The sequence below is a fragment of the Streptomyces sp. ITFR-21 genome (genome assembly GCF_031844685.1).
Classification (GTDB): domain Bacteria; phylum Actinomycetota; class Actinomycetes; order Streptomycetales; family Streptomycetaceae; genus Actinacidiphila.
Genome location: NZ_CP134605.1, coordinates 5,452,676 through 5,478,630, shown reverse-complemented (window position 1 = coordinate 5,478,630; position 25,955 = coordinate 5,452,676). Strand labels below are relative to the sequence as shown.

Sequence of the window (25,955 nt, the reverse complement as noted above, 5' to 3'; positions counted from 1 at the left end):
CCAGGACGCGCGATACCCGCTCAGTGCCGCGTGACCAGCGTGAACGGCGCCAGCTCCGCGGCCAGTTCCTCGTGCACCCGCACCTTGAGCAAAGTGCCGTCGCCGGTGTGCTCCTCGGAGAGGACCTCGCCGCCACCGTGCACACGGGAGACCAGGCCACCGTGGGTGTACGGCACCAGGGCCTCCACCTCCACGTCCGGCCGCGGCAGTTCCCGGTCGATGAGTTCGAGCAGCTCGTCGATGCCCGTGCCGGTGCGCGCGGAGACCACGATGGCGTGCTTCTCGTTGTGCAGCAGGCGCTGCAGGACCAGCGGGTCGGCGGCGTCCGCCTTGTTGACCACCACGATCTCCGGCACGTTCAGCGCGCCGACGTCGCGGAACACCTCGCGGACGGCGGCCAGCTGCTCCTCCGGCACCGGGTGGGAGCCGTCCACCACGTGCAGGATCAGGTCGGCGTCGCCGACCTCCTCCATGGTGGAGCGGAACGCCTCCACCAGGTGGTGCGGCAGATGCCGGACGAACCCGACGGTGTCGGTCAGCGTGTACAGCCGCCCGCCCGGCGTCTCCGCCCTGCGCACGGTCGGGTCCAGGGTGGCGAACAGCGCGTTCTCCACCAGGACGCCGGCGCCGGTGAGCCGGTTGAGCAGCGAGGACTTGCCCGCGTTGGTGTAGCCGGCGATGGCCACCGACGGCACCTTGTGGCGCTTGCGCTCCTGGCGCTTGAGGTCGCGGCTGGTCTTCATCTCCGCGATCTCCCGGCGCATCTTCGCCATCTTCTCGCGGATCCGCCGCCGGTCGGTCTCGATCTTGGTCTCACCGGGGCCACGGGTCGCCATGCCGCCCCCTGAGGAGCCGGCGCCGCCGCCGCCCATCTGCCGGGACAGCGACTGGCCCCAGCCGCGCAGTCGCGGCAGCATGTACTGCATCTGGGCCAGTGACACCTGCGCCTTGCCCTCGCGGGACTTGGCGTGCTGGGCGAAGATGTCGAGGATCAGGGCGGTCCGGTCGACCACCTTGACCTTGACGACGTCTTCCAGGTGGATCAGCTGGCCGGGGCTCAGCTCACCGTCGCAGACCACCGTGTCGGCGCCGGTCTCCATCACGATGTCGCGCAGCTCCCGGGCCTTGCCCGAGCCGATGTACGTGGCCGGGTCCGGCTTGTCGCGACGCTGGATCACGCCGTCCAGGACGAGCGCGCCGGCGGTCTCGGCGAGGGCCGCCAGCTCGGCCAGCGAGTTCTCGGCGTCGTCCACCGTGCCGCTGGTCCAGACACCGACGAGCACCACGCGCTCCAGCCGGAGCTGCCGGTACTCGACCTCGGTGATGTCCTCGAGTTCGGTGGACAGGCCCGCGACCCGGCGCAGAGAGGCGCGGTCGTAGCGGTCCAGCTGCTCACCGTCGCGCTCACCGTCGATCTCATGGCTCCAGGCCACGTCCTCTTCCATCAGGGCGTCGGCCCGAAGGCTCTCGGGAAGGCGCTGGCGGTCGTCCGAAGAGGAAGAGAAGGTGGAGGTCATTGGATCCTTTGGTCGTACGGTCAACGGTCCGGCGGCCTGTGGCGCGCCGTTTTGATCGATGCTCCCACGCGCAACGGCATAGGTCACGGGAGTTTTCCCCGCCGAACCCTCCGGCACACCGGGCGGGCACCACCGACGCTGCAACAAATACGGGGCCGGTGGAATTCCCTCATTCGCCCCGGTCGGCCCAGGCCACGGCCGGCCGGGCCCGGTACACGTCGTAGACACCCGGCACCGACCGCATCGCCCGCATCAGGGCGCCCAGCGTCAGCGGATCGGGCATTTCCACGGTGTAGGAGTGGCGCACCCGGTGCTCCTGCGGGGGGTCCACCGCCGCGGAGACGATGCCGATGCCCTGGGCGGCGATGGCCTCGGTGAGGTCGGCGAGCAGCCGCGGCCGGCTGAGCGCCTCGGCGAGCAGGGTGACCCGGTATCCCCCGGCCGGGCTGCCGTCGCGCCAGCGGACGGGCACGGGGGTGCGCCCGGCGGCGGTCATCCGGGTGGTGGTGGGGCATTCGGCGCGGTGTACGGCGACGGTGCCGCCGCGGATGACGAATCCCGTCACCAGGTCCGGCGGCACCGGCGTACAACAGCGGGCCAGCCGTACGGCCGCCTCCGGCAGGTCGGTGACGGCCACCGGTTCGGCGGCGGGCGAGGTGTCGGGCGCGGCCACCGGGCGCAGTGCGGGACCCCGCCTCGCCTGGGCCTCGCCGGGCGGCGCGGGGTACTGGGCGAGCCAGCGGGAGATCGCGATCCGGGCCGCAGGGGTGATGGCGTGCTCCAGCCAGCCCCGGTCGGGCCCGGAGGTGGCGGATTCGTCCATCAGCAGCTGAAGGGTGTCGCCGTCGCGCAGCCGGGTGCCCAGCGGAGCGAGCCGGCCGTTGACCCTGGCGCCCACGCAGGCGTGCCCGAAGCCGCTGTGCACCGCGTAGGCGGCGTCCACGCAGCTGGCTCCGGCGGGCAGCCGGACGGTGCCGGAGGCGCCGCCGTCCTGGCTGGTGAAGACGGTGATCTCGCGGTCCTGGGCGAGGTCGTCGCGCAACGCGGTCCAGAAGGTGTCGGCGTCGGGGGCGGCGCGCTGCCACTCCAGCAGCCGGGCGAGCCAGCCGGGCTGTGTGGGGTCGACCCGCACGCCCCCGTCTCCGGCGGTCGGGCCGCTCTCCCTGTCGGCGGGCGCGGCGGCCTCGGTCCCGGCCCCCGCCCCGGCGTGCGGGTCGCCGAGGGCGATCACCCCCGCCTCGGCGACCCGGTGCATCCGGTGGGTGCGCACCAGCACCTCGGCGATCCGGCCCTGGTCGTCGGCGACCGCGGTGTGCAGCGACTGGTACAGGTTGAACTTCGGGGCCGCGATGAAGTCCTTGAACTCCGCGATCACCGGCGTGAAGCAGGTGTGCAGCTCGCCGAGGACCGCGTAGCAGTCGGCGTCCTCGGCGACCCGGACCAGCAGTCGGCCGAAGTCGCAGCCGCCGAGCCGGGCGCCGCCGCGTTTGAGCAGCAGCCGGTGGACGGAGACGGCGTGTCGGGGGCGGATGTCGACGTCGGCCGCGATACCGGCATCGCGCAGCACCGCGCGCACGTCGTCGGCGACCGCCGCAAGCGGGTCGGGGTCGGCCGCGTGGGCTTCGATCATGGCCCGGGTCCTGGCGTGCTCCTCGGGGTGGAGGATCGCGAAGACCAGGTCCTCCAGTTCGGACTTGAGCGCCTGGACGCCGAGCCGCTCGGCCAGCGGGATCAGTACGTCGCGGGTGACCTTGGCGATCCGGGCCTGCTTGTCGGGCCGCATGACGCCGAGGGTGCGCATGTTGTGCAGCCGGTCGGCCAGCTTGATGGACATCACCCGGACGTCGCTGCCGGTCGCGACGAGCATCTTGCGGAAGGTCTCGGGCTCGGCGGCGGCACCGTAGTCGACCTTCTCCAGCTTAGTCACGCCGTCCACCAGGTAGGCGACCGCCTTGCCGAACTCCCGCTCCACCTGATCGAGCGTCACTTCGGTGTCCTCGACCGTGTCGTGCAGCAGCGAGGCCGTCAGGGTGGTGGTCTCGGCGCCGAGTTCGGCGAGGATCATGGTGACCGCGAGGGGGTGGGTGATGTACGGCTCACCGCTCTTGCGCATCTGGCCGCGATGCGACGACTCGGCCAGGACGTAGGCGCGCCGCAGCCGTTCGATGGCCTCGGGGCCGGCCGCGGGGTGGCGGGTGCGGTGGACCTTGATCAGATGCTCGATGGCGCCGGGCAGCCGTTCCCGACCGCCGAGGCCGCCCAGCAGTGCCGCCCGGCCCAGAAGCCGCAGGTCGATACGGCGCAGACCGCGCCTGCGGTCCGCCACGGTCCGTCCCGCGTCGAGCGCGGGCCGTCCCGCGTTCACCGCGTTGTCTGCGCTCATCGGCCCTCCGGCAGCGTGAACCGGCTGCGGGAGCCCTCCACGACCCGGGGCCGCGCCGGTGATTGATGCTATCGAGCCCACCACGTGCGGCAGTCACCCTCTCGCCGAGAGTGATCCCCGTCACCCGTTCGAGCGAAGGTGTACGGGGTGCTCGACCGCATACGTCCCGTTACGCCCTCGGCATGGGATATGGGGTGCCCCGCCGTCCGACCGTCCGGGCGGCTCACCCGGCGAGCCCGGCGGCGTCTATGAGGCCCTCGGCGACGATCATCGCGGGCCCGGTCATCTCGATCTCGCCGTCGGTGCCCTCACTGATCACCAGCCGGCCGCCGGGCACGTCCACGGTGTACGTGACGGGCCGGCCGGTCACCGCCGGGTCCAGGCCGTCGCGGCGGACGGCGGCGACCATCGCCGCGCAGGCACCCGTACCGCAGGAGCGGGTCTCGCCCGCGCCGCGCTCGTGCACCCGCAGCGCCACGTGGCGGGGGCCGCGGTCCACCACGAACTCGACGTTGGTGCCCGCCGGGTACGCCTCGGCGGGGGCGACGACGGGTGCCCGCAGCAGGTCCCCGGCCTCGTCCAGACCGCCGACGAAGACGACCGCGTGCGGGTTGCCCATGCTGACGTGCAGGGCGGGCCGGCTGCGCCCGTCCACGCCGACCGTGACCTCGCCGCCGGGGAGGACGGCGCGGCCCATCCGCACCGTGATGTCGCCCGGGGCGCCGTCCTCGGCGTCCTTGGCGATGTGCACCCGGCGCACCCCGGCCCTGGTGGCGACGGCCAGGTCGCCGGGGCCGGCCAGGCCGACACGCTGGAGGTACCGGGCGAAGACCCGGACGCCGTTCCCGCACATCTCGGCGGTGCTGCCGTCCTTGTTTCGGTAGTCCATGAACCATTCGGCTTCGGCGGCGAGCGCGACCGCCTCCGGGTGGACGGCCGAGCGGACGACCCGCAGCAGGCCGTCGCCGCCGATGCCGGCCCGGCGGTCGCAGAGCCGGGCCACGTCCGACGGGGACAGGTCGAGCAGCCCGTCCGGGTCGGGAACGATCACGAAGTCGTTCTCCGTGCCGTGTCCCTTGAGGAACGCGACGGCGGCGAGCGGTGCGGCGGCGGAGCGGTCGTCGGTCACGTATCCGATCGTACGCGGACCGCGCCGGGGGTCGCGGGCTCGCAGGAGTGCCCTGTGGAGAACCCCCGCTCAGCGCAGCCGGGCCACCCGCCAGACGGCGAGCACCGCGAGCAGCACGATGGCGGCGGCGTATCCGGCGACGTACCGCCAGTCGGGGCGGGCGCCGGAGCCGCGGACGGGCAGCCCCGGCCAGGTCTGGCCGATCCGCCGGGCGGCGGTCAGTCCCCAGCCGGCGGCGCAGCAGCACAGCAGCAGACCCAGCATGGCCACCACCGGCCCGGCGTCGCCGGACTCGAAAGCGAGCGGGAAGGCGAACATCAGCGAGCCGCCGACGGCCAGCGCGATGATCGGGGCGAGCTGCCAGATCCGCAGTCGTCGCTGGGGCCGCAGTTCACCGAAGGACTGGCTTTCCTCGATGGGCGGGAGCAGCCCGGCGGACTCCAGGGGGTCCAGCGGGTCGAGTGCTTCAAGAGGATGCAGGGGTTCGACCGGGCCCAGGGGATCCCCCGCTTCCAAGGGCCCGACCCGGTCGAGGGACTCTTCGGCCTCAAGGGAGTTGAACGATTCGTGGTGCGCACGGGACTCGGGAACCGCGTGATTCCCCCGCGCCGTCTGGGACATGCCCGAATTCGCCGTTCCGTCGCGCCCCGGTGGGGTGTCGCGTGGGCCGACTGCCATCGCCACGCGCCCTCCACCGTCTCCGACACCGTAGCCTTCCTGAAGCTCGATAATGGCACGCATGGGCGGCCCGTCCTGGACACCGGAGCGTCCCGATGCCATCACGTGATCAGGCTGTGACCGCTTCTTCGAGCAACGTCAGCGCCTGATCCGTGAGTTCCGCGCCCCGCGCGGACAGCCAGTGCACCCGGTCGTCGCGGCGGAACCACGAATCCTGGCGGCGCGCGAAGCGCTTGGTGGCGCGTACCGTCTCGGCGCGCGCCCCCCGCTCCGTACACTCCCCGGCCAGCTCGGCGAGCACCTGCTGGTAGCCGAGCGCCCGGGAGGCGGTACGCCCTTCGCGCAGGCCGACGGCCTCCAGCGCGCGGACCTCAGCGACCAGCCCCGCCTCCCACATCCGGTCGACACGCAGCGTGATGCGTTCGTCGAGTTCGGGGCGGGGGACGTCGACGCCGATCTGCACGGTGTCGTAGACGGACTCGTGGCTGGGCAGGTTGGCGGTGAAGGGCCGGCCGGTGATCTCCACGACCTCGAGTGCGCGCACGATCCGCCGCCCGTTGCCCGGCAGGATGGCGCGGGCCGCCTCCGGGTCCACGGCCGCCAGCCGCGCGTGCAGGGCGCCGGGCCCGCGCATGTCCAGCTCGGCCTCCAGTCGGGCCCGTACGGCGGGGTCGGTGCCGGGGAACTCCAGTACGTCGATGGCGGCCCGCACGTAGAGGCCGGACCCGCCCACGAGGACGGGGACGCGGCCCACGGCGTGCAGCCGGTCGATCTCGGCGCGGGCCAGTCGCTGGTAGTCGGCGACGTTGGCCGCCTCGGTGACGTGCCAGATGTCCAGGAGGCGGTGCGGGACCCCCTGCCGCTCCTCGGGAGTGAGCTTGGCGGTGCCGATGTCCATTCCCCGGTAGAGCTGCATCGAATCGGCGTTGATCACCTCGCCGCCCAGTGCCTGGGCGAGGGCGACGCCCAGGTCGGACTTCCCGGCCGCGGTGGGTCCGACGACGGCGATCACACGGTTCTTCACACTGTCAGTCTCGCAAAGATCAGGCCCCGAACTCGATCGAATGAGCGCTCTGGGCCGACCGGGCGAAAACCCGGCGACGCGGGTAGAATCAGGACAGGTAGGGCGTTATGTGGCGATTTCGGTTTCGTGCCGAACCATCGGGTGCAACGGCGCACCCCGCCCGCCCCCGGCCGCGGTCTTCGAGGGAATTCGAGGGAATTCGAGGGAAGGTGCCTGATGAGCTTCATGAACACGCTCAAGGACAAGCTGGGTATGTCGAAGGGCAAGGCCGAGGGCCTCGCGCGCGAGCACGGGGACACGACGGGGCAGGGAACCAGCCGGGGCAGCCAGACACTCGACTCGAAAACGGGCGGGAAGTACGGCGACCGGATCGACTCCGGGGCGGACAAGGCCAAGGACACCCTGCACGACGACCGGGACAAGGGCAACAACCCGACCTGAGCGCGTCAGGCCGCCGGTGCGCGGCCCCGGGACACGCGCAGCACCTGAACCGGACAGCCGCGGATTTCCACCGTCCGCGGCTCGTCCACGTCCGCAGCCCGTCCGCAGCCGACTCCGGGGCCGGCGCCCGACCCGGAGCACAGGTTTCGGCCTCCCGGCACGGGCACGGACCCCGGTACGGATCAGGGCGGGATCCCCGGTCCCGGATCCGGGGCCCCGGCGCGGATCCCGGATCTCAGGTCCAGGTCGCGACGAAGTACCCGACCCCGTACGGCGACGTCTCGCACAGCAGCTCGCCGCCGAGCCCCGCCCCCTCCGCGGCGCCGGCCAGCACCTGCCAGGGCGCGCGGCCCGCCACCTTGAGGGTCTCGGCCAGCTCCGGGTCGAGAGCGGCCAGCGCCCGGGTGTCGGCGCCCGCGAGCGCCTCGGCCACCACCGCGTCGAAGGGCACCGCCCGCTCGTCCAGATAGCCGGGGGCCTTGACCGTGCGGCAGGCGCTGCCGTCCCCCATCACCAGCAGCGCCACCCGCCCGGCCGATCCGGCCAGGGCCCGCCCGGTCCTCGCGCAGCGCTCCGGCTCCAGTCGCTCCCCGACCCCGAGCCCTTCCACGGGCACCTCGCTCCAGCCGCGCAGCAGCCAGGCCGCGACGGCCAGGGACGGCGGCAGAGGGCGTACGTCGTCAGTGGGCGGTACGTCCGCGGGGGGCGTTGCGTTCCCGGGCCTCGCCCCTCCCCCGGGCGGTCTGGTGTGCTCGGATCCGGCAGCCGCGGGGTACGCGGGCGTGAGCGCCTCGGGCGGCGGCTGGGCGGCCTCTCCCAGGGTGACGTCCAACGGCACCCCGAAAGGGCGGAAGGAGCCCGCGGCGCCCGGGGCGAAGACGCCCCGGGCGGGCCCCTCGGCGGGGCCGACCACCACCAGTCGCTCGGGCCTGGAGGCGGCGAGCACCCCCACCGCGTCCGCGCACGCGGCCCGCAGCGAGTCCAGCTCGTCGGCGGCCCCCGCGGCCACGTCGGGGACCAGCAGCGGAGGGCAGGGGCAGACGGCGGCGGCGACCAGCATGATCGGAACCTTACCGGCGCCCTCCGACAACGCCTCGTGCCCGGCGCCTTGGGACGCCGGACGGCGCACCTCGCGTCCTTAGGACGCCGGGCACCGGCTCGCGAGCCTCGGCGAGGTGCCCGACAGGCGCCTTCAGCAGGCGCAGCCGTCCGCCGGAACAGCGGGCCCCGGCACAGCCGCCGGTGCCCCGATGGTGGGGATGCCCAGCATGACGCCGGCCGGCTGCGGCGCGGGAGCCGTGGTGCGGCGCTCCCAGGCGTCGCCGGCGCGGGTACGGCGCACCGCGAGCGGCGGCCGCTCGGCGAGCAGGTGGTGCGGGGCGGCGTAGGTGACCTCGACCGTCACCATGTCGCCGGGCCTGACGGCTTCCGCGGGCCGCTCGAAGTGCACCAGGCGGTTGTCGGGGGCACGCCCGGAAAGCCGCCGGGTGGCGTCGTCCTTGCGCCCTTCGCCCTCGGCGACCAGCACCTCCAGGGTGCGGCCGACCTGCTTCTTGTTCTCCGCCCAGGAGATCTCCTCCTGGAGCGCGACCAGCCGCTCGTACCGCTCCTGCACCACGGCCTTGGGGATCTGCCCGTCCATCTCGGCGGCGGGCGTGCCGGGCCGCTTGCTGTACTGGAAGGTGAACGCCTGGGTGAAGCGCGCCTGCCGCACCACGTGCAGCGTCTGCTCGAAGTCCGCGTCGGTCTCGCCGGGGAAGCCGACGATGATGTCGGTGGTGATGGCGGCGTCCGGCATCACCGCGCGCACCTTCTCGATGATGCCGAGGTAGCGGTCCTGCCGGTACGAACGGCGCATGGCCTTGAGCACCCGGTCGGAGCCGGACTGCAGCGGCATGTGGAGCTGGTGCATGACGTTGGGCGTCTCGGCCATGGCGGCGATGACGTCGTCGGTGAAGTCCCGCGGGTGCGGCGAGGTGAAGCGGACCCGCTCCAGGCCTTCCACGCCGCCGGTGGCGCGCAGCAGCTTGCCGAACGCCTCGCGGTCGCCGATATCCGAGCCGTAGGCGTTGACGTTCTGGCCCAGGAGGGTGACCTCGATGACGCCCTCGGCGACCAGCGCCTCGACCTCGGCGAGCACGTCGCCCGGCCTGCGGTCCTTCTCCTTGCCGCGCAGGGCGGGCACGATGCAAAAAGTGCAGGTGTTGTTGCAGCCGACCGAGATCGCGACCCAGGCCGCGTAGGCGGACTCCCGGCGCGAGGGGAGCGTCGAGGGGAAGGTCTCCAGCGACTCGACGATCTCGACCTGCGCCTCTTCGGCGATCCTGGCACGCTCCAGCAGCACCGGCAGCTGCCCGATGTTGTGGGTGCCGAAGACCACGTCCACCCACGGCGCCCGTTTGACGATGGTGTCGCGGTCCTTCTGCGCCAGGCAGCCGCCGACCGCGATCTGCATCCCGGGGCGCGCGGCCTTCTTCGGCACGAGCTGGCCGAGGTTGCCGTAGAGCCGGTTGTCGGCGTTCTCCCGCACCGCGCAGGTGTTGAACACCACGACGTCGGCACCGTCGGAGCCGTCGGGTGCGCGGACGTATCCCGCCTGTTCCAGCAGCCCGGACAGCCGCTCGGAGTCGTGGACGTTCATCTGGCATCCGTAGGTACGGATCTCGTAGCTGCGGGGAAGCGTGTCCTGCGCCGTCATGCCACAAGGGTAGGCGCTCCCCGGGCTTCCCCCGAACGGATTCGCCCTCCCCCGTCGCGGCACCCCGTGCCGGCGGGTCTCCAGTGGCGGGTGACGCCTTCCGCGGGCCGGTCCCGGCTGGCAGGATCGCGGTGCATGGACCCCTCCCGCCTCCGCCCCCACCTCGGCCCCCACCTCGGCGGACGGCTGTGGTCGGCGTTCGGCGGCCGGTCGTCCCGCCGCAGGCGCGCCCTGCAGGCCGTGCTCGCGGCTGCCTCCGCGCTGGCGCTGCTGCTGTGGTGGCTGCTGCCGTCGGACGGCCCCTCGTATCCCAGGGCGCCGGTCTCGTTCGCCACGGGTGTCGCCAACGGCGTGTACGAGACGTACGGGGTGCTGCTCAAGAACGACCTGCGTACCGCGCTGCCCGGAGTCCGGGTGAACCTGATGCAGACCGAGGGGTCGGTGGACAACATCAAGCGCCTGGTCGCCGGTGACGCCGACTTCACCATCGCGGCGTCGGACGCGGTGGCGGACTACCAGGGGCCGGGCAGGAAGGACCTGCGGGCCTGCGCCCGGCTCTACGACGACTACGTGCAACTGGTCGTGCCGCAGAACTCCCCGGTACGGTCCGCCCGTGATCTGCGGGGACTGCGGGTGGGTGTCGGCCAGGCGGGCTCCGGGGTCATCCTGATCGCCCGGCGGCTGCTCATGGCGGCCGGACTGGACATCGACAAGGACATCGACCCGTTCCCGGTCGGCATCGACCAGGCTCCGGCGATGCTGGCCGGCGGCAGGCTGGACGCCTTCTTCTGGTCCGGTGGGCTGCCGACGGCGCCGGTGACGAAACTGTCCACCACCATGGGGATCAGGCTGGTACAGCTCGGCGACCTGGTGCCCAGGCTGCACACGATGGGCAGGAAGATGCAGTACTACCGGCAGGCGGTGATGCCGGCCGACGCCTACCCCTCGGCGCAGGACGGCCGGGCGGTGGCCACCGTCGCGGTGGCGAATCTGCTGGTCACCACCGATCGCGCCGACACGGGCCTGGTGGAGCGGCTGACCCGGGCGGTGATCGACAGCCGGGACGTGATCGGCAAACGGGTGCACGCCGCGCAACTGGTGGACCTGCGGACGGCGGTTTTCACCGATCCGCTGCCTCTGCACGGGGGCGCGGCCCGCTACTACCGGTCCGTCAAGCCGTAGCCCCGCCCGGCCTGCGGGCACCTGGCCACGGGATCGAGCCCTGGTCCCGTGTGCGGCCCGCGGGCGCGCTCACCGCGCTTCGGCCTCGGCGGTGCGCGGCACGGTCAGCGTGACCGTCAGGCCGTGCGGGTCGCGCCGCTCGTAGGCGACCGTGCCGCCGCCCTGGGTGAGCAGGGCGTGGGCGATGGACAGGCCGAGTCCGGAGCCCTGCACGTTCTGGTGGCGGGCGCTGCGCCAGAAACGGTCCCCGATCCGGGCCAGCTCGTCGTCGCTGAGGCCGGGGCCGCCGTCGGCGACGGTTATCGCGATGCGCGCGCCGTCGGCGGCGACCCGTACCGTCACCGTCTCGCCGCCCGGCGTGAACTTGATCGCGTTGTCCAGCACCGCGTCCAGCGCACTGGACAAGGCCACCGCGTCCGCCCAGCCCGTCACCGCCGCACTCCCCGGCGGCTCCGCGAACTCGACCGCTATGTCCGCCTGGTCGGCGACCGCCCGCCAGGCAGCGGTTCTGGTGCGGGCGAGTTCGGTGATGTCCGTCGGGGCGGACTGGGTGCCGGAACTCTCGGCGACGGCAAGTCCCAGCAGGTCGTCGAGCACCTGGGCGAGCCGGTGTCCCTCCTCCTTCACCGACTCGGCCTCGGTGTTGCCGTCGGGCAGCGCAAGACCGAGCAGCTCGATCCGCAGCAGCAGGGCCGACAGCGGATTGCGCAGCTGGTGGGAGGCGTCGGCGACGAACGCCCGCTGCTGGTCGAGCACCGCTTCCACGTTGTCGGCCATCTCGTTGAACGAGCGGACCAGGCGGCGCAGTTCCGGTGGTCCGCCGGCCGGCTCGACCCTGGACTTCATCCGGCCGGTGGCGATGTCGTGCGTGGCCCGGTCCAAGGTGGCGACCGGCAGCATCACCCAGCCGGTCAGCCGGACCGCGAGCAGCACCGCTATCGCCATCGCCGCCAGTTCGCCCGCCGCCAGCAGCAGCCAGTCGTGCAGGATGCGGGAGCGCAGCGCCCCGGTCGGCGAGTCGGTGACCACGACCGCCACCACGTCGCCGTCCCGCACGATCGGTGAGGAGATCGCGAGGGTACGGGACTGCCAGGGCCACACCTGCTGCGGGTTGTGGGCGCGGCGGCCGAGCAGCGCCGAGTAGTAGGAGTCGAACAGCTCGCCGTCGGGCGGTACGCCCCAGCCCACGGGGGCGGCGGCCATGGCGGTGCGGTCGCGGTAGAAGACGCCGGCGCTGATCCCGTAGAGCTGCTGGTAGCGGGTGAGTTCGGACTCCAGGGTGTAGAGCCGCTCGCCGTCGGCCGAGCCGCCGTCGGGCACGGTCTCGTCCTGGGCGGTGACGAACTGGGCGACCGCGGCGAAGCGCGTGGTGTCGTCGATCCGGTCCACCACCACGCGCTGCTGCTGGGCGGCGGCCTGGCTGGCGGCCAGCGGGAAACCCAGGGCCAGCAGCACGCCGGCCATCAGCATGATGAGCAGCGGGAGCAGTCGCGAACGCAAGACGGCGGTCCTCTCCGGCCGGGCCGTCAGCCGGCCGGGACGACGAGCCGGTAGCCGACTCCGCGCACCGTCTCGATCATCGCCGGGGCGCCCAGTTTGGCACGCAGCGACGCCACATGGACCTCCAGGGTGCGGCCGGTGCCCTCCCAGGCGGTACGCCACACCTCGCTGATGATCTGCTCACGGCGGAAAACCACGCCGGGCCGTTGGGCGAGCAGCGCCAGCAGGTCGAACTCCTTGCGGGTGAGGGCGACCGGGGCGCCGTCGACGGTGACCCGCCGGGTGAGCGGCTCCATGGCGACCCGGCCGAGCAGCAGGGGCTTCCCGGCGACCTGAGCCGTGCCGCCGGCCGGTCCGGGTCCTGCGGACGCGGCGGGCGCGGCGGCCGGCTGGTCGGTGTCGGCCGTGCGGCCGGTGGCGGGCGGGCGCAGCGGAGGGCGGCGGCTGACGGCGTGGATACGGGCCAGCAGTTCACCGATGTCGTACGGCTTCACCACGTAGTCGTCGGCGCCGAGGTTGAGGCCGTGGATACGGGACCGTACGTCGGCCCGCGCGGTGACCATGATCACCGGGGTCGCGGTGAGGCGCCGGATCCGGCTGCACACCGCGAAGCCGTCCTGGTCGGGCAGGCCCAGATCCAGCAGGACGCAGTCGAAACCGGGGCCGCCGTCCGGCAGGACCGCCTGGATGGCCTCCTCGCCGCTGCGGGCGTGCCGGACCTCGAAACCGTGCTTGCCGAGCACGGCGGAGAGGGCGGCGGCGACCCGGTCGTCGTCTTCCACGAGCAGCAGTCGCATGCCTCACCTCTTCGCTGTCGGCGGCGTCCACCTCATCCACGTCGGCGCCGGCCGGTATCGTTTTCCGCTGCGGCGGCGTCCCTCCCGACCGAATCCACGCCGATCGGGACGGGGTGCGTCAAGGGGGTACCGGCTCATGCGGCGGACCGTTACCCAGCCGGTACGCACCGCGGGCGCCGGACCGTGCGTGAAGTGCGCCGGGCGTGCGGACACCGCACCGCGCCGAGCCGCGGCCCTCGCTTGACGTGGGCAGGCGCAGTGGGTTGCATACGCTTTGTGACCGCAATTCTTCCGGGGGCTGCTCCATGGACCCGGTGATCGTCGCGGGGGCGGGTCCTGTCGGCCTGGCTCTCGCCCTCGCGCTGGCCCGCCGCGATGTCCCTGTCATTCTCCTCGACGAAGCGGAGGCGATGGGCGACGCCCACGGACCGCGGTGGCCGCGTACCGCTGTCCTCAGCCCGGCGACCGCCGCCCTGGTCGAACGTCTCGGCTATGCGGCCCTGCGCCGGGAGTCCACCGCCTGGGCGGCTTGGCGCACGCTGCGCCGCCGTACCGAGGTGCTGCGGGTCGACTTCGCCCCGGACGGAACCGACGCGCCGGTCCACGTCGCCCAGCACCGGCTGGAGCGCGGGCTGCGGGACGCGCTGCTGACCTGCGGATCGGTACGGATCGTGGCGGGCTGCCGGGTGGACGCGGTCGAGCAGGACGCGCGAGGGATCAGCGTGCACACCCGGGGCTCGCACGAGACCTGGTGGCGGGGCGGTTTCCTGGTGGGCTGCGACGGTTCGCGGTCCACGGTCCGCAAACTGCTGGGGGTGCGCTTCCCCGGCCGTACCGCGGTCGACCGGCACGCGGTGGCCGTGCTGCGGACCGAGCTTCCCGAGCCCGGTGTGGCCTTGCTGCACCGCGACCCGCCGGGTGCCCCGGCCGGACAGGAGATCACCGCCCGGCCGCTGCCCGACGGACTGTGGCGGCTGGACTGGCTGCTGCCCGTGCAGAGCCGGCAGTTGACCTCCGACGCACTGGTGGAGCGGGTCCGCGCCACCCTCACCGCCTGGTGCGGTCAGGTGGTGCCCTACGAGCTGATCGGCTCGGCGGACTACCCGGTGCATCAGCGGCTGGCCCGGCGGTGGCGGGTCGGGCGCGGCTTCCTCGCCGGGGACGCGGCCCATCTGGTGGGCGCGCTGGGGGCGCAGGGCGTCGAGGAGGGGCTGCGGGACGCGGAGAACCTCTCCTGGAAGCTGTCACTGGCCTGGCATGAAGGGGCCTCCGGCCTCCTGCTGAACAGTTACGAGGCGGAGCGGCGCGGCGCGGTCGGCGCGCGGTTGCGGGCCACCGACCAGGCGCTTCCGCTGCTTCGGTCGAGCGGTACCTGGCAGAGCGTGCGGCACACACTGCTGTCCGGTTCGGCGCGGGAGCAGGCGGAACTACTGACCGACAGCCACCTCGGGCGCGGCGCCGCCGCCTCCCCGGTGTACAGCCGCTCGCCGCTGTCCCTGCCTGCGCCGCGCGGCGGTGGCGGCAGGGCCGGGGGCTCGCCGCTGACCGCCGGGTCCCCCACGCCCCCGGGCGGTGTGGTCGCAGATGTACAGGTCACCGCTCTGGACGGCGCGGTGGGACGGCTCCGGGAACGGCTCGGGCGCGGACTGGTCGTGCTCCTGGTAGCCCCCGGCACCGGGGTGTGGGAGTCCCGGCACTGGCTGACCGCCGGGCTGATGCCGAGACTGGCCTCCGCGGTCGCCGCGCTGCCCACCTCCGCCGAGCTGCTCGTCACCGAGAACTATCCGGGCGCCACCGCGCACAGCGTTCTGCTGATCCGGCCGGACGGGCGCCTGGTGACGGCCATGATCGGCTGCCGCCCCGCGGAGCTGTACTCCGCCGCGGACCTGGCACGCGGCGGCCCCCCGGTGTCGGACGAGGATCCTGGCGGGGAGGACGTGCCGGCCGGCGGCGACTCCCCGGGGCGCCCCGACCGCCCGGAACGCGGCGGGCAGGGCCACGGCGGCGGCAGGACCGGCGGCGCGGCGAGCCGGCGGGTCGGTGATCCGGCGGGTCGGTGATCCGGCGGCGCGACGAGCCGGCAGGTCGGCCGCGCGGGCCCCGTGGTGCCCCGGTCCGGCTCCGGCCGGCGCTCGGGCGTGTCAGCGGTCGGGCGATGTGACGGGCCCTGCCGCCGGGGCGGGTCCTGCTGTCCGCGGACGAACGGCCCCGGCTCTGGCCAGGTCGTGCCGTCGGCGGGTGGCGGCGGTACGGGCGGAGGGCGGAGTCCGGCCGGTGCCGCGCGCTATTCGTCGTCCCACAGCCATGATTCCTCCTCCCCTTCCTCGGCGACGCCCTCCGCGGCGAGCGCGTCACGTACCACTTTGACGGCCAGCCCTTCCGGGTAGCCCTTGCGGGCCAGCATTCCGGCCAGCCGCCGGATGCGCTTGTCGCGGTCCAGGCCGCGGGTGCCGGGGAGCCGGCGCCGTACCAGCTCGCGGGCGGTCCGCTCCTCCTGCTCGGAGTCGAGCAACCCGACCGCCTCGGTCACCAGTTCCGCGTCCACTCCGCGATGTCGGAGTTCCCTGGCGAGGGCGCGGCGGGCGAGTCCGCGGCCCCGGTGCCGGGACTCCACCCAGGCGTTGGCGAACGCCTGGTCGTCGATGAGGCCCACGTTTTGGAACCGCTCCAGCACGTACTCGGCGACCTCGTCGGGGATCTCCTGCTTCCGCATGGCGTCGGCGAGCTGCCGGCGGGTGCGGGGAGTCCCGGTGAGCAGGCGCAGGCACAACGCCCGCGCCTGCTCCTCGGGATCAAGCGGCGGCTCTCGCGAGGCCCTCGACTCGGAAGAGCCGCCGCGTTCGTGGGAGCTGAACGCCATGACGTCAGCTCTTGACGGCGGTGGCCTTGGTCACCTTCTTGGGGGCCGGGACTTCCGCCTTGGCAAGCTCGGCCGGGCCTGCCGCGTCGGCACCCGGCTGTGCGCCCGGGGCTTCGACCTTGGGCTTCGGCACGCCCACGCCCAGCTTCTCCTTGATCCGCTTCTCGATCTCGTCCGCCAGGTCCGGGTTGTCCCGGAGGAAGTTGCGGACGTTCTCCTTGCCCTGGCCGAGCTGGTCGCCCTCGTAGGTGTACCAGGCGCCGGACTTGCGGACGAAGCCCTGCTCGACCCCCATGTCGATCAGACCGCCCTCGCGGCTGATGCCATGGCCGTAGAGGATGTCGAACTCGGCCTGCTTGAAGGGCGGCGCGACCTTGTTCTTGACGACCTTGACGCGGGTGCGGTTGCCGATCGCGTCGGTGCCGTCCTTGAGCGTCTCGATCCGGCGGATGTCGAGCCGGACCGAGGCGTAGAACTTCAGCGCGCGACCGCCGGTGGTGGTCTCCGGCGAGCCGAACATCACGCCGATCTTCTCGCGGAGCTGGTTGATGAAGATGGCGGTGGTCTTGGTCTGGTTGAGCGCGCTGGTGATCTTGCGCAGCGCCTGGCTCATCAGGCGGGCCTGCAGACCCACGTGCGAGTCACCCATCTCGCCCTCGATCTCGGCCCGCGGCACGAGGGCTGCCACGGAGTCGATCACGATCAGGTCGATGGCACCGGAGCGGACCAGCATGTCCACGATCTCCAGGGCCTGCTCACCGGTGTCCGGCTGGGACAGGATGAGGTTGTCCGTGTCGACGCCGAGGGCCTTGGCGTAGTCGGGGTCCAGGGCGTGCTCGGCGTCCACGAACGCCACCGTGCCGCCGGCCTTCTGCGCGTTGGCGACCGCGTGCAGGGTGAGGGTGGTCTTGCCGGAGGACTCCGGCCCGTACACCTCCACGACCCGGCCGCGCGGAAGACCGCCGACGCCGAGGGCCACGTCCAGAGCGGTCGACCCGGTGGGGATGACCTCGATGGGCTCGTTGGGCCGGTCGCCGAGACGCATGACGGCGCCCTTGCCGAACTGCCGTTCAATCTGTGCGAGAGCGGCGTCAAGCGCCTTCTCGCGGTCGTTTCCTGCCATGGGTTCCACCCGGGATGTCTGATTCGATCGCTTCACGTCCACGACGCTAGCGCCTGCCACTGACAACGCGCTCGGACGTCGCCCCCGAACTGTGGACAACTCTCCCGGCACGGGCGAAATCCCGTGCCGGGACGGGGAGAAAGGCTGCCCGGCCTCCCCATGAGAATGGATGTTCGATTTTCATGTCAAGCAACCGCGGCGGCCGAGTGGCGCGGCGGGCGTTTCCCACGTCCGGGCGCCGGCCCGGTACGACTCGACGGCCCGGACGGGGACTCGGGTGTCCGGTGCTCACTCGGCCGGCTGCTCGACGACCTCGTAGCGCCGTACGTAGGCGGTGAAGAACCCCTGGAGAGTGGCGGTCGCGGGGATCGCGATGAGCGCGCCGACCGCGCCGAGCAGCGCGGTTCCGGCGATGACCGAGCCGAAGGCGACCGCCGGGTGGATGTCCACGGTCCGCGCGGTGATCCGCGGTTGCAGCAGGTAGTTCTCGAACTGCTGGTAGACCACCACGAAGCACAGGACCCACAGAGCGTCCCACGGGTTCTCGGTGAAGGCGATGAGGATCGGCAGCGCGCCGGCCAGGTAGGTGCCGACGGTGGGGATGAACTGCGAGACCAGGCCCACCCAGACCGCGAGCGCGGGCGCGTAGGGCACACCGAGCGCCTGGAGCAGGATGTAGTGGGCGACACCCGAGATCAGGGCCATCAGCGCGCGGGAGTAGAGGTAGCCGCCGGTCTTGACGACCGCGATGTCCCACGCACGCAGCACCTCGGCCTGACGGTCGGGCGGCAGCATCGAGCAGAGCGTGCGGCGCAGCCGGGGCCCGTCGGCGGCGAGGTAGAAGGTGAACAGCAGCACGGTGAAGAGCCGGAACAGCGTGCCGATGACGGTGGTCGACAGACCCCACACACTGCTGGCCCCGTTGGCCAGGTAGTTGCGCGCCCAGTCGGAGTGCAGCACCTTGTCCCGGAGGTTGCCGGTGTCGAGGTGGGTGTGGAAGGTGTCGTTGACCCAGACGACCACGTCGTCCACGTACTGCGGCAGGTTGTGCCCGATGGTGGTGATCTGGTCGGCCAGCAGGGAACCGAGCGCCAGCAGGAAGCCACCGGCGGCGCACAGCAGCACGAGCAGTACCAGCCCGGTGGCCAGGCCCCGGCGCATGCCGCGTCCGGCCATCCGGTTCACCGCGGGTTCGATGGCCAGTGCGCAGAAGAACGAGACCAGGACGTTGACGAGCAGGCCGACCAGCCGGCCGAAGACCCAGTGCGCGAAGTGGAAGCAGGCGACGAGGGCGAGCGCGAGCAGAAAGGCGCGGGGCAGCCAGCCGGGCATCCGGGCGCGCGGCCTTCCCGGCTCACCCGCCCCCGGGTCCGGGGTCCCGTCGCTCGCTGCCACAGGGCAAGTCTGGGTCCTGTCTGGCGGTAAGTCCTGATATCAACCCGTTTGCACTATTACCTGAACGACCCGGCGTCGCGAAGGCCGCCCTCTCGTTCTCAGCGCCGGGAGGCCGGGACCTCCATGGCGGCGCACACCGCTCGCCACACGTCCTTGGCCTCCCAGCCGTCGTCCAGCGCCTGGACGACCGTACGGCCGCCCAGCTCCGACATCACATGATCGCGTGCGAAGGTGTCGGCGTAGGTGTCGCCGAAATGCGCGCGCATCCGCTCCCAGAAAACCGTCAACCGCATGGGTGCCAGTATCGCGCGCCCGGTCACATGCCGGAGATCGCCCTCACCGCCGCCGTGACAACCACCGCCACGCCCACCACCCCCAGGAAGGGGGCCCGCAGCAGCAGCGCGACGGTCGCCGCGGCCAGCCCGGCCGACCGGGCGTCGACGGTCAGCCGCGGCCCGTCGGTGCCGAAGGTCTGCAGCGCGGTCAGGGCGGCCAGCAGAGCGATCGGGACGAGCGCGGCCAGCCGCCTGACGACCGGCCGCTCCAGCAGTCCGGCCGGCACGGACAGTCCCAGCAGCTTCGCCGCGTAGCAGCCGGCCGCGGTCACACCGATCGCGATCCAGGTGTCCGCCGAGGTACTCATCGCGTCCCCTCCTCCCGTTCTTCTCCCGCGCCGCGGTCGTCCGGTACGCCGCGCGCACCCCTGGCCCGGTCGGCGGCCGTCACGACGGGCGCGGCCAGCGCGGCCGCCAGCACCGGGACGCCGGCAGGCAGCAGCGGCAGGCATCCCAGGGCGAGCAGTACGGCGAACACGGCCACCGCGCGTTCGGCGCGGCCCTTGACCATGGGCGCGAGCAGGGCGAGGAAGACCGCGGGACCCGCGGCGTCCAGCCCCCACGCGTCGGGGTCGCCGAGCGCTGATGCGCCCAGGGCGCCGCCCAGGGTGGTGAGGTTCCACAGCAGGTAGAGGCTGGCGCCGGTGACGGTGAAGCCGAGCCGGGCGGCGGCCCGGCCGCGCTGGGCGAAGGTCACCGCCGAGGTCTCGTCGATCACCCACTGGGCGGCCAGCGGCCGTACCGCGGCGGGCAGCCGCAGCAGCTGTGACAGCCGCAGCCCGTAGAAAGCGTTGCGGGTGCCGAGGAAGAACGCCCCGGCCGCCGCGGCGAACGGACTGCCGCCGGCCCCGAGCGCGCCTACCAGGGCGAACTGGGAGGCGCCGGTGAACACCAGGAGGGACAGGGCGCAGGTCTGGACGACGGACAGTCCGGCGCCCGCCGAGGTCACTCCGAAGGCGAATCCGGAGAGCCCCACGGCGACGCCCACGCCGAGCGCGTCCCGTATGACGGCGGCGCGGGCGGCGGGCGCCAGCCGTCGGACGGTGTCCTGACTGGTTATCGGTGGTGCGGTCACCCGGCCGACGCTACGGAACCGCGGCCGGGCGGTCTTGTACGTTCTTGCACGCCCGCCGGCGCGGTCGCGGGTCGTCCGGTCCCCCGTGTTCCGCCCGGTCGGCGACCGGACGACCGCGGATGCCTGCGTCTGTCCACGTCCGAGAGATCCGGTGTTCGCGCTGGTACGCGCCGGGCGTGACGCCGACGATGCGGGTGAAGTGCCGGTTGAGGTGGGACTGGTCGGTGAAGCCGACGGTGACGGCGGTGGCCGCGGGGGTGGCTCCGGAGGCGAGCAGGCGGCGGGCGGCCCGTACGCGCTCGCCGGTCAGCCAGGAGTGCGGCGGCAGTCCGTAGGCGTTCTTGAAGGACCGCAGCAGGGCGAAGGGGCTGGTGCCGGTCCGCGTGGCGAGTTCGGCCAGGCTGGGTGGGGCGGTCAGCCTGGCCGCGAGCAGGTCGCGGGCGCTGGCCGCGGCGCTGCGTCCGCCGTCGCGGGCGGGCCCCGGCCGGGCGGTCGCGGCGCCGTGCCGGGTCAGCAGCCGGGCGAGGACCAGCCGCAGGAAGGTATCGGCGGCCAGCGCGTTGTCGTTCTCCGCGGCCCGGTGGACGTCCGTGATCATGGCGGCGGTGGCCGGGTCCGCCAGCACGGTCGCGGTGAAGGCGGGCGTGCCGCGCAGCGCGGAGGTCCCGGCGGCGACGGAGGCGACGACGCCCGGCGCGGGGTAGAGCACCCGGTAGCTCCAGCCGTCGTCGCCGCCCGCGTACGCGGAGTGCGGGGACTCGGGATTGATCAGTACGACGCTGCCCGCCCCGGCCCGCACCGCGCCGCCGGGCAGAGTTATGCCCTCGACACCGCCGGTGACCGCGGCGATCACATATCCGTCATGAGCATGGCGAGGAAAGGTGTGGTGGATGTACCGGGCCCGCAGCAGGTCGACCCCGGGCAGTCCGGGGTGGGCCCAGTGCCGGGCCTGCTCACGGGGGGTGGTGGCGGTCATACGGACATTGTGGCAAGCCGCGCCGACGTGTCCACGCCAGAAGTTGTCCACAGCTCCCCGGATCGTGCTCGGCGCGGTGTCGGTGGCGCGAGGCAGGATGGATGCCATGACCGGTCACACAAGCCTCGACGCGTTCTCCCCCGCCACCCGCGCGTGGTTCAGCGGGGCGTTCCGCGAGCCGACCGCGGCCCAGGCAGGGGCGTGGTCGGCCATCGCGGAGGGCTCCGACGTGCTGGTCGTCGCGCCGACCGGGTCCGGCAAGACGCTGGCGGCGTTCCTGGCCGCGCTGGACCGGCTGGCCACCGTCCCACCGCCGGCCGAGGCCCGCCGCCGCTGCCGGGTGCTGTACATTTCACCGCTGAAGGCGCTGGCGGTGGACGTGGAGCGCAATCTGCGCAGCCCGCTGGCGGGCCTGCGCCAGGAGTCGGTGCGGCTCGGCCTGCCCGAGCCCGAGGTACGCGTCGGCATCCGTTCCGGGGACACCCCCGCCGCCGAGCGGCGCACCCTGGTCACCCGGCCGCCGGACATCCTGATCACCACGCCCGAGTCGCTGTTCCTGATGCTCACCTCGGCCGCGCGGGAGGCACTCAGCGGAGTGGAGACGGTGATCCTCGACGAGGTGCACGCGGTGGCGGGCACCAAGCGCGGCGCCCATCTGGCGCTCTCCCTGGAGCGGCTGGACGAGCTGTCGGAGCGGCCGGCCCGCCGGATCGGGCTGTCCGCCACCGTCCGCCCGGTGGACGAGGTCGCCCGCTATCTCTCACCGCGGCGGCGGGTGCAAATCGTCCAGCCGGTTTCCCGGAAGAAGTTCGACCTGTCGGTGGTCGTGCCCGTGGAGGATCTGGGCGAGCTGGGCGGCTCGCCGGTGGCCGAGCACACCGGGCCGGCCGCCGGCCCCGCCGAGCGGGCCTCGATCTGGCCGCATGTGGAGGAGCGGATCGCCGACCTGGTGCAGGCGCACCGCTCCACCATCGTCTTCGCCAACTCCCGCCGCCTCGCCGAGCGGCTGTGCAACCGGCTGAACGAGATCGCCTACGAGCGGGCCGAGGGCGAGCCGCTGGCCGAAGCGCACTCCCCCGCCCAGATCATGGCCGAGTCGGGCGCAGCCAAGGGCGCGCCGCCGGTGCTGGCCAGGGCCCACCACGGTTCGGTGTCCAAGGAGCAGCGGGCACTGGTGGAGGAGGACCTGAAGGCGGGACGGCTTCCGGCTGTGGTCGCCACGTCGAGCCTGGAGCTGGGCATCGACATGGGCGCGGTCGATCTTGTCGTCCAGGTGGAGTCGCCGCCCTCCGTCGCCTCCGGGCTCCAGCGGGTCGGCCGGGCCGGGCATCAGGTGGGAGCGGTGTCCACCGGGGTGGTCTTCCCCAAGTACCGGGGGGACCTGGTGCAGTCCGCGGTGGTGACCGAACGGATGCGCCAGGGCGCGATCGAGTCGCTGCGGGTGCCGGCGAACCCGCTGGACGTGCTGGCGCAGCAGATCGTGGCGATGACCGCGATGGACGGCTGGGACGTGGACGAGCTGCTGGCGGTGGTGCGCCGGGCGGCGCCTTTCGCGTCGCTGCCCCACTCGGCGTACGTGGCGGTGCTGGACATGCTGGCCGGCCGCTACCCGTCGGACGCGTTCGCCGAGCTGCGCCCGCGCCTGGTGTGGGACCGGGTGGCGAACACGCTGACGGCCAGGCCCGGCGCCCAGCGGCTCGCGGTCACCTCGGGCGGCACGATCCCGGACCGCGGCCTGTTCGGGGTGTTCCTCGCCGGGGCCGACCCGAAGAAGGGCGGCGGCCGGGTGGGAGAACTGGACGAGGAGATGGTCTACGAGTCCAGGGTCGGCGACGTCTTCACCCTGGGCACCACCTCGTGGCGCATCGAGGACATCACCCGCGACCGGGTGCTGGTGTCGCCGGCACCGGGGGCGGCGGGGCGGCTGCCGTTCTGGAAGGGCGACCAACTGGGCCGGCCGCTGGAGCTGGGCCGGGCGCTGGGAGCCTGGCTGCGCGAGGTCGGGGCGCTGACGCCGGAGGCCGCCAGGGCGCGTCTGTCGGCGGCGGGCCTGGACACCTGGGCGGCCGACAACGTGCTCTCGTACCTGGCGGAGCAGCGGCAGGCGTGCGGCCATGTACCGGACGACCGGACGATCGTGGTCGAGCGGTTCCGTGACGAGCTGGGCGACTGGCGGGTGGTCGTCCACTCCCCGTTCGGCGCCCAGGTGCACGCCCCGTGGGCGCTGGCGCTGGGCGCCCGGCTCCAGGAGCGGTATGGGCTGGACGCGCAGGCGATGCACGCCGACGACGGCATCGTGCTGCGCCTGCCGGACGCCGATCTGCTGGGCCTGGACCTGCTGGACGTCGATCCGGAACAGCGGGGCGCGGAGTTCGACCCGGAGCAGTCGCCGGTGGGGGCCGGGGACGTCGCCTTCGACAAGGGCGAGATCGAGCAGCTGGTCACCGACCAGGTGGGTGGCTCCGCGCTGTTCGCCTCACGGTTCCGCGAGTGCGCCGCCCGCGCGCTGCTGCTGCCGCGCCGCAGCCCCGGCCGGCGCACCCCGTTGTGGCAGCAGCGGCAACGTGCCTCCCAACTGCTCCAGGTCGCTTCCGAGTTCGGATCCTTCCCGATCGTGCTGGAGGCGGTGCGGGAATGCCTCCAGGATGTGTTCGACGTGCCGGGCCTGGTGGAGTTGATGGGCGACATCGAGGCCCGCAGGGTGCGGCTGGTGGAGGTCACCACGTCCGAGCCGTCGCCGTTCGCCCGTTCGCTGCTGTTCGGCTATGTGGCGCAGTTCCTGTACGAGGGGGACTCACCGATCGCGGAGCGGCGGGCGGCCGCGCTGTCACTGGACTCGCGGCTGCTGGCGGAGCTGCTGGGCCAGGCGGAGCTGCGCGAACTGCTGGACGCCGACGTACTGGTCGAGCTGGACCGCGAGTTGCAGTGGCTCACCGAGGACCGCAGGATCAAGGACGCGGAGGGTGTCGCGGATCTGCTGCGGATACTGGGGCCGCTCAGCACCGGCGAACTGACCGCCCGGGGCGCGGATCCCGGGTGGGCGGTGGAGTTGGAGACCGCGCGGCGCGCGATCCGGGTGCGGATCGGCGGGGCGGCGCACTGGTCGGCCGTCGAGGACGCCGGGCGACTCCGGGACGCGTTGGGAACGGCGCTTCCGGTCGGGGTGCCGGTGGCGTTCACCGAGCCGGTGAAGGACCCGTTGGGCGACCTGGTGGCGCGCTACGCCCGTACGCACGGGCCGTTCACCACCGGCGAGGTGGCCGCGCGGTTCGGGCTGGGGGCGGCGGTGGCGGACGGCACCCTGCACCGGCTTGCGGCATCGGGCCGGGTCGCACAGGGCGAGTTCCGGCCGGGCGGGGCCGGGCAGGAGTGGTGCGACACGGGGGTGCTGCGGAGGTTGCGGCGGCGTTCGCTGGCGGCGCTGAGGCAGGAGCTGGAGCCGGTGCCGCCGGCGACGCTCGGGGTGTTCCTGCCGCAGTGGCAGCACGTGGGCACGCACAGCCTGCGCGGCATGGACGGGCTGGCGCGGGCGGTGGAGCAGCTGCAGGGCGCGGCGGTGCCCGCCTCGGCCCTGGAGCGGCTGGTGCTGCCGTCCCGGGTCACCGGTTACAGCCCGCCGATGCTGGACGAACTGACCTCCTCCGGCGAGATCCTGTGGGCCGGCGCCGGGGCGCTGCCCGGCAAGGACGGCTGGGTCTCGCTCTACCCCGCGGACAGCGCTCCGCTGCTGCTGCCGGCCGCCCGGCCGCTGGAGCCCGGCCCGCTGCACCAGGCGGTACTGGCCGCTCTGGACGGCGGCTATGGCTTGTTCTTCCGGCAGATCGCCGACCTGGTACGGGCCGCGGGGCAGCAGGCGACCGACCCGCAGATCGCCGACGCGGTGTGGGATCTGGCCTGGTCGGGCCGGCTCACCAACGACACCCTGGCGCCGCTGCGGGCGCTGCTCGGCTCGGGCCGCACCGCCGGGGCCACCGCGCACCGGGCGCCGAGGGCGGTGCCGCGCGGCCGGTACAGCTCGCCGGCCGCCAGGGTCCCGCGCGCTACCGCCTCCCGCGGCGGGCCGCCCACCACTGCGGGCCGCTGGTCGCTGCTGCCCGCGCTGGAGCCCGATCCGACTCTGCGGGCGCACGCCCTGACCCACACCCTGCTGGACCGGCACGGTGTGGTCACCCGTGGCGCGGTGGCCGCCGAGGGGGTGGCGGGCGGCTTCTCGGCGGCTTACCGGGTGCTGGCGGCCTTCGAGGACACCGGACAGGCCCGGCGCGGCTATGTGGTGGAGGGTCTGGGGGCGGCGCAGTTCGCGATGGACGGCGCCGTGGACCGGCTGCGGGCGCTGAACACCGCCCGGGAGCGGGAGGAGGAACCGCACAGCAGGTCCCGGACGGTGGTACTGGCCGCCGCCGATCCGGCCAACCCGTACGGGGCGGCGCTGCCCTGGCCCGAGCAGCCGCCGGGCGTGACCCACAAGCCGGGGCGGAAGGCGGGCGCCTTGGTCGTGCTCACCGACGGCGAGTTGGCCCTCTACGTCGAGCGGGGCGGCAAGACGCTGCTGTCCTGGCCGGTGGACGGGATACGGGTGCAGGCCGCGGCTGACGCCCTGGCGCTGGCGGTCCGCGAGGGAGCGCTGGGCCGGCTCACCGTGGAGCGGACCAATGGGGAGTCCGCGCTGACCTCCCCGCTGGGCCGGGCGCTGGAAGCGGCGGGCTTCCACGCCACCCCCCGCGGCCTGCGGCTGCGCGACGACCGCTGACCGTCCTCCCGGCCCCAGGAGGACGGCCCCGGGAGGACGGCCCCGGGAGGACGGAACGGAGAGAAGCTGGACGGGACGGTCGGCCCGGAAGC

Annotated in this window: 20 protein-coding genes; 4 read left to right on the top strand and 16 right to left on the bottom strand. The window is 73.3% G+C overall.

Annotation, left to right across the window (positions count from 1 at the left end; translation table 11 throughout):
* Positions 1 to 20: 20 nt before the first annotated feature.
* The 5 genes from hflX to miaA form a co-directional block, all read right to left on the bottom strand.
* Positions 21 to 1,517: a GTPase HflX gene (hflX, locus tag RLT57_RS24535; RefSeq protein WP_311299427.1), complete on the bottom strand. Its 1,497-nt coding sequence runs from the start codon at positions 1,515 to 1,517 to the stop codon at positions 21 to 23.
* A 169-nt stretch (positions 1,518 to 1,686) separates the two neighbouring features.
* Positions 1,687 to 3,900 (bottom strand): RelA/SpoT family protein, encoded by a 2,214-nt coding sequence (locus RLT57_RS24530; protein ID WP_311299426.1) that lies wholly within the window; start codon positions 3,898 to 3,900, stop codon positions 1,687 to 1,689.
* A gap of 223 nt (positions 3,901 to 4,123) precedes the next feature.
* Positions 4,124 to 5,029: a diaminopimelate epimerase gene (dapF, locus tag RLT57_RS24525; protein ID WP_311299425.1), complete on the bottom strand. Its 906-nt coding sequence runs from the start codon at positions 5,027 to 5,029 to the stop codon at positions 4,124 to 4,126.
* Between the two features lie 69 nt (positions 5,030 to 5,098).
* Positions 5,099 to 5,650 carry a hypothetical protein gene (locus RLT57_RS24520; protein WP_311299424.1) on the bottom strand — a complete coding sequence of 184 codons (552 nt, stop codon included), beginning with the start codon at positions 5,648 to 5,650 and terminating at the stop codon, positions 5,099 to 5,101.
* A 166-nt stretch (positions 5,651 to 5,816) separates the two neighbouring features.
* Positions 5,817 to 6,731 carry a tRNA (adenosine(37)-N6)-dimethylallyltransferase MiaA gene (gene miaA / locus RLT57_RS24515; protein WP_311299423.1) on the bottom strand — a complete coding sequence of 305 codons (915 nt, stop codon included), beginning with the start codon at positions 6,729 to 6,731 and terminating at the stop codon, positions 5,817 to 5,819.
* 216 nt (positions 6,732 to 6,947) lie between these two features.
* Here miaA and RLT57_RS24510 point away from each other — a divergent pair, with 216 nt between their 5' ends.
* Positions 6,948 to 7,172, top strand: coding sequence for an antitoxin (locus tag RLT57_RS24510; RefSeq protein ID WP_311299422.1), 225 nt, complete (start codon positions 6,948 to 6,950; stop codon positions 7,170 to 7,172).
* Positions 7,173 to 7,407: 235 nt separating this feature from the next.
* Here the strand turns inward: RLT57_RS24510 and RLT57_RS24505 are convergent, their stop codons facing one another.
* Complete coding sequence (locus RLT57_RS24505) at positions 7,408 to 8,232, bottom strand: class III extradiol dioxygenase subunit B-like domain-containing protein (protein WP_311299421.1); 825 nt, start codon at positions 8,230 to 8,232, stop codon at positions 7,408 to 7,410.
* Between the two features lie 132 nt (positions 8,233 to 8,364).
* A complete protein-coding gene (gene miaB, locus RLT57_RS24500; RefSeq protein WP_311299420.1) occupies positions 8,365 to 9,870 on the bottom strand; it encodes a tRNA (N6-isopentenyl adenosine(37)-C2)-methylthiotransferase MiaB in 1,506 nt (501 codons plus the stop codon).
* A 135-nt stretch (positions 9,871 to 10,005) separates the two neighbouring features.
* On the opposite strand from miaB, the gene RLT57_RS24495 reads away from it, so the two are divergent.
* Entirely contained in the window at positions 10,006 to 11,052 is a 1,047-nt protein-coding gene (locus tag RLT57_RS24495) for a TAXI family TRAP transporter solute-binding subunit (RefSeq protein WP_311299419.1), read from the top strand.
* Between the two features lie 69 nt (positions 11,053 to 11,121).
* Here RLT57_RS24495 and RLT57_RS24490 read toward each other — a convergent pair whose 3' ends face one another.
* Positions 11,122 to 12,552 carry a sensor histidine kinase gene (locus RLT57_RS24490; RefSeq protein WP_311299418.1) on the bottom strand — a complete coding sequence of 477 codons (1,431 nt, stop codon included), beginning with the start codon at positions 12,550 to 12,552 and terminating at the stop codon, positions 11,122 to 11,124.
* Between the two features lie 26 nt (positions 12,553 to 12,578).
* Positions 12,579 to 13,349, bottom strand: a complete 771-nt coding sequence (locus tag RLT57_RS24485; protein ID WP_311299417.1) for a response regulator transcription factor — start codon at positions 13,347 to 13,349, stop codon at positions 12,579 to 12,581.
* A 305-nt stretch (positions 13,350 to 13,654) separates the two neighbouring features.
* Here RLT57_RS24485 and RLT57_RS24480 point away from each other — a divergent pair, with 305 nt between their 5' ends.
* Positions 13,655 to 15,409, top strand: a complete 1,755-nt coding sequence (locus RLT57_RS24480; protein WP_311299416.1) for an FAD-dependent monooxygenase — start codon at positions 13,655 to 13,657, stop codon at positions 15,407 to 15,409.
* A gap of 224 nt (positions 15,410 to 15,633) precedes the next feature.
* Here the strand turns inward: RLT57_RS24480 and recX are convergent, their stop codons facing one another.
* The 7 genes from recX to RLT57_RS24445 form a co-directional block, all read right to left on the bottom strand.
* Positions 15,634 to 16,209, bottom strand: a complete 576-nt coding sequence (recX, locus tag RLT57_RS24475) for a recombination regulator RecX (protein ID WP_311299415.1) — start codon at positions 16,207 to 16,209, stop codon at positions 15,634 to 15,636.
* Positions 16,210 to 16,213: 4 nt separating this feature from the next.
* Positions 16,214 to 17,332 (bottom strand): recombinase RecA, encoded by a 1,119-nt coding sequence (gene recA / locus RLT57_RS24470; protein WP_311299414.1) that lies wholly within the window; start codon positions 17,330 to 17,332, stop codon positions 16,214 to 16,216.
* A gap of 288 nt (positions 17,333 to 17,620) precedes the next feature.
* Positions 17,621 to 18,727: an AI-2E family transporter gene (locus tag RLT57_RS24465; RefSeq protein ID WP_311299413.1), complete on the bottom strand. Its 1,107-nt coding sequence runs from the start codon at positions 18,725 to 18,727 to the stop codon at positions 17,621 to 17,623.
* Positions 18,728 to 18,825: 98 nt separating this feature from the next.
* Positions 18,826 to 19,020 carry a DUF3046 domain-containing protein gene (locus RLT57_RS24460; protein ID WP_311299412.1) on the bottom strand — a complete coding sequence of 65 codons (195 nt, stop codon included), beginning with the start codon at positions 19,018 to 19,020 and terminating at the stop codon, positions 18,826 to 18,828.
* A 23-nt stretch (positions 19,021 to 19,043) separates the two neighbouring features.
* The gene (locus tag RLT57_RS24455; protein WP_311299411.1) at positions 19,044 to 19,370 is read right to left on the bottom strand and encodes an AzlD domain-containing protein; all 327 of its coding nucleotides are present in this window, start codon (positions 19,368 to 19,370) and stop codon (positions 19,044 to 19,046) included.
* A complete protein-coding gene (locus RLT57_RS24450) occupies positions 19,367 to 20,137 on the bottom strand; it encodes an AzlC family ABC transporter permease (RefSeq protein WP_399129307.1) in 771 nt (256 codons plus the stop codon). Before RLT57_RS24450 ends, RLT57_RS24455 begins: the two co-directional genes overlap by 4 nt.
* Before the next feature lie 10 nt (positions 20,138 to 20,147).
* Positions 20,148 to 21,113 (bottom strand): AraC family transcriptional regulator, encoded by a 966-nt coding sequence (locus tag RLT57_RS24445; protein WP_311299410.1) that lies wholly within the window; start codon positions 21,111 to 21,113, stop codon positions 20,148 to 20,150.
* Positions 21,114 to 21,219: 106 nt separating this feature from the next.
* On the opposite strand from RLT57_RS24445, the gene RLT57_RS24440 reads away from it, so the two are divergent.
* Complete coding sequence (locus RLT57_RS24440) at positions 21,220 to 25,863, top strand: ATP-dependent helicase (protein WP_311299409.1); 4,644 nt, start codon at positions 21,220 to 21,222, stop codon at positions 25,861 to 25,863.
* Positions 25,864 to 25,955 lie beyond the last annotated feature (92 nt).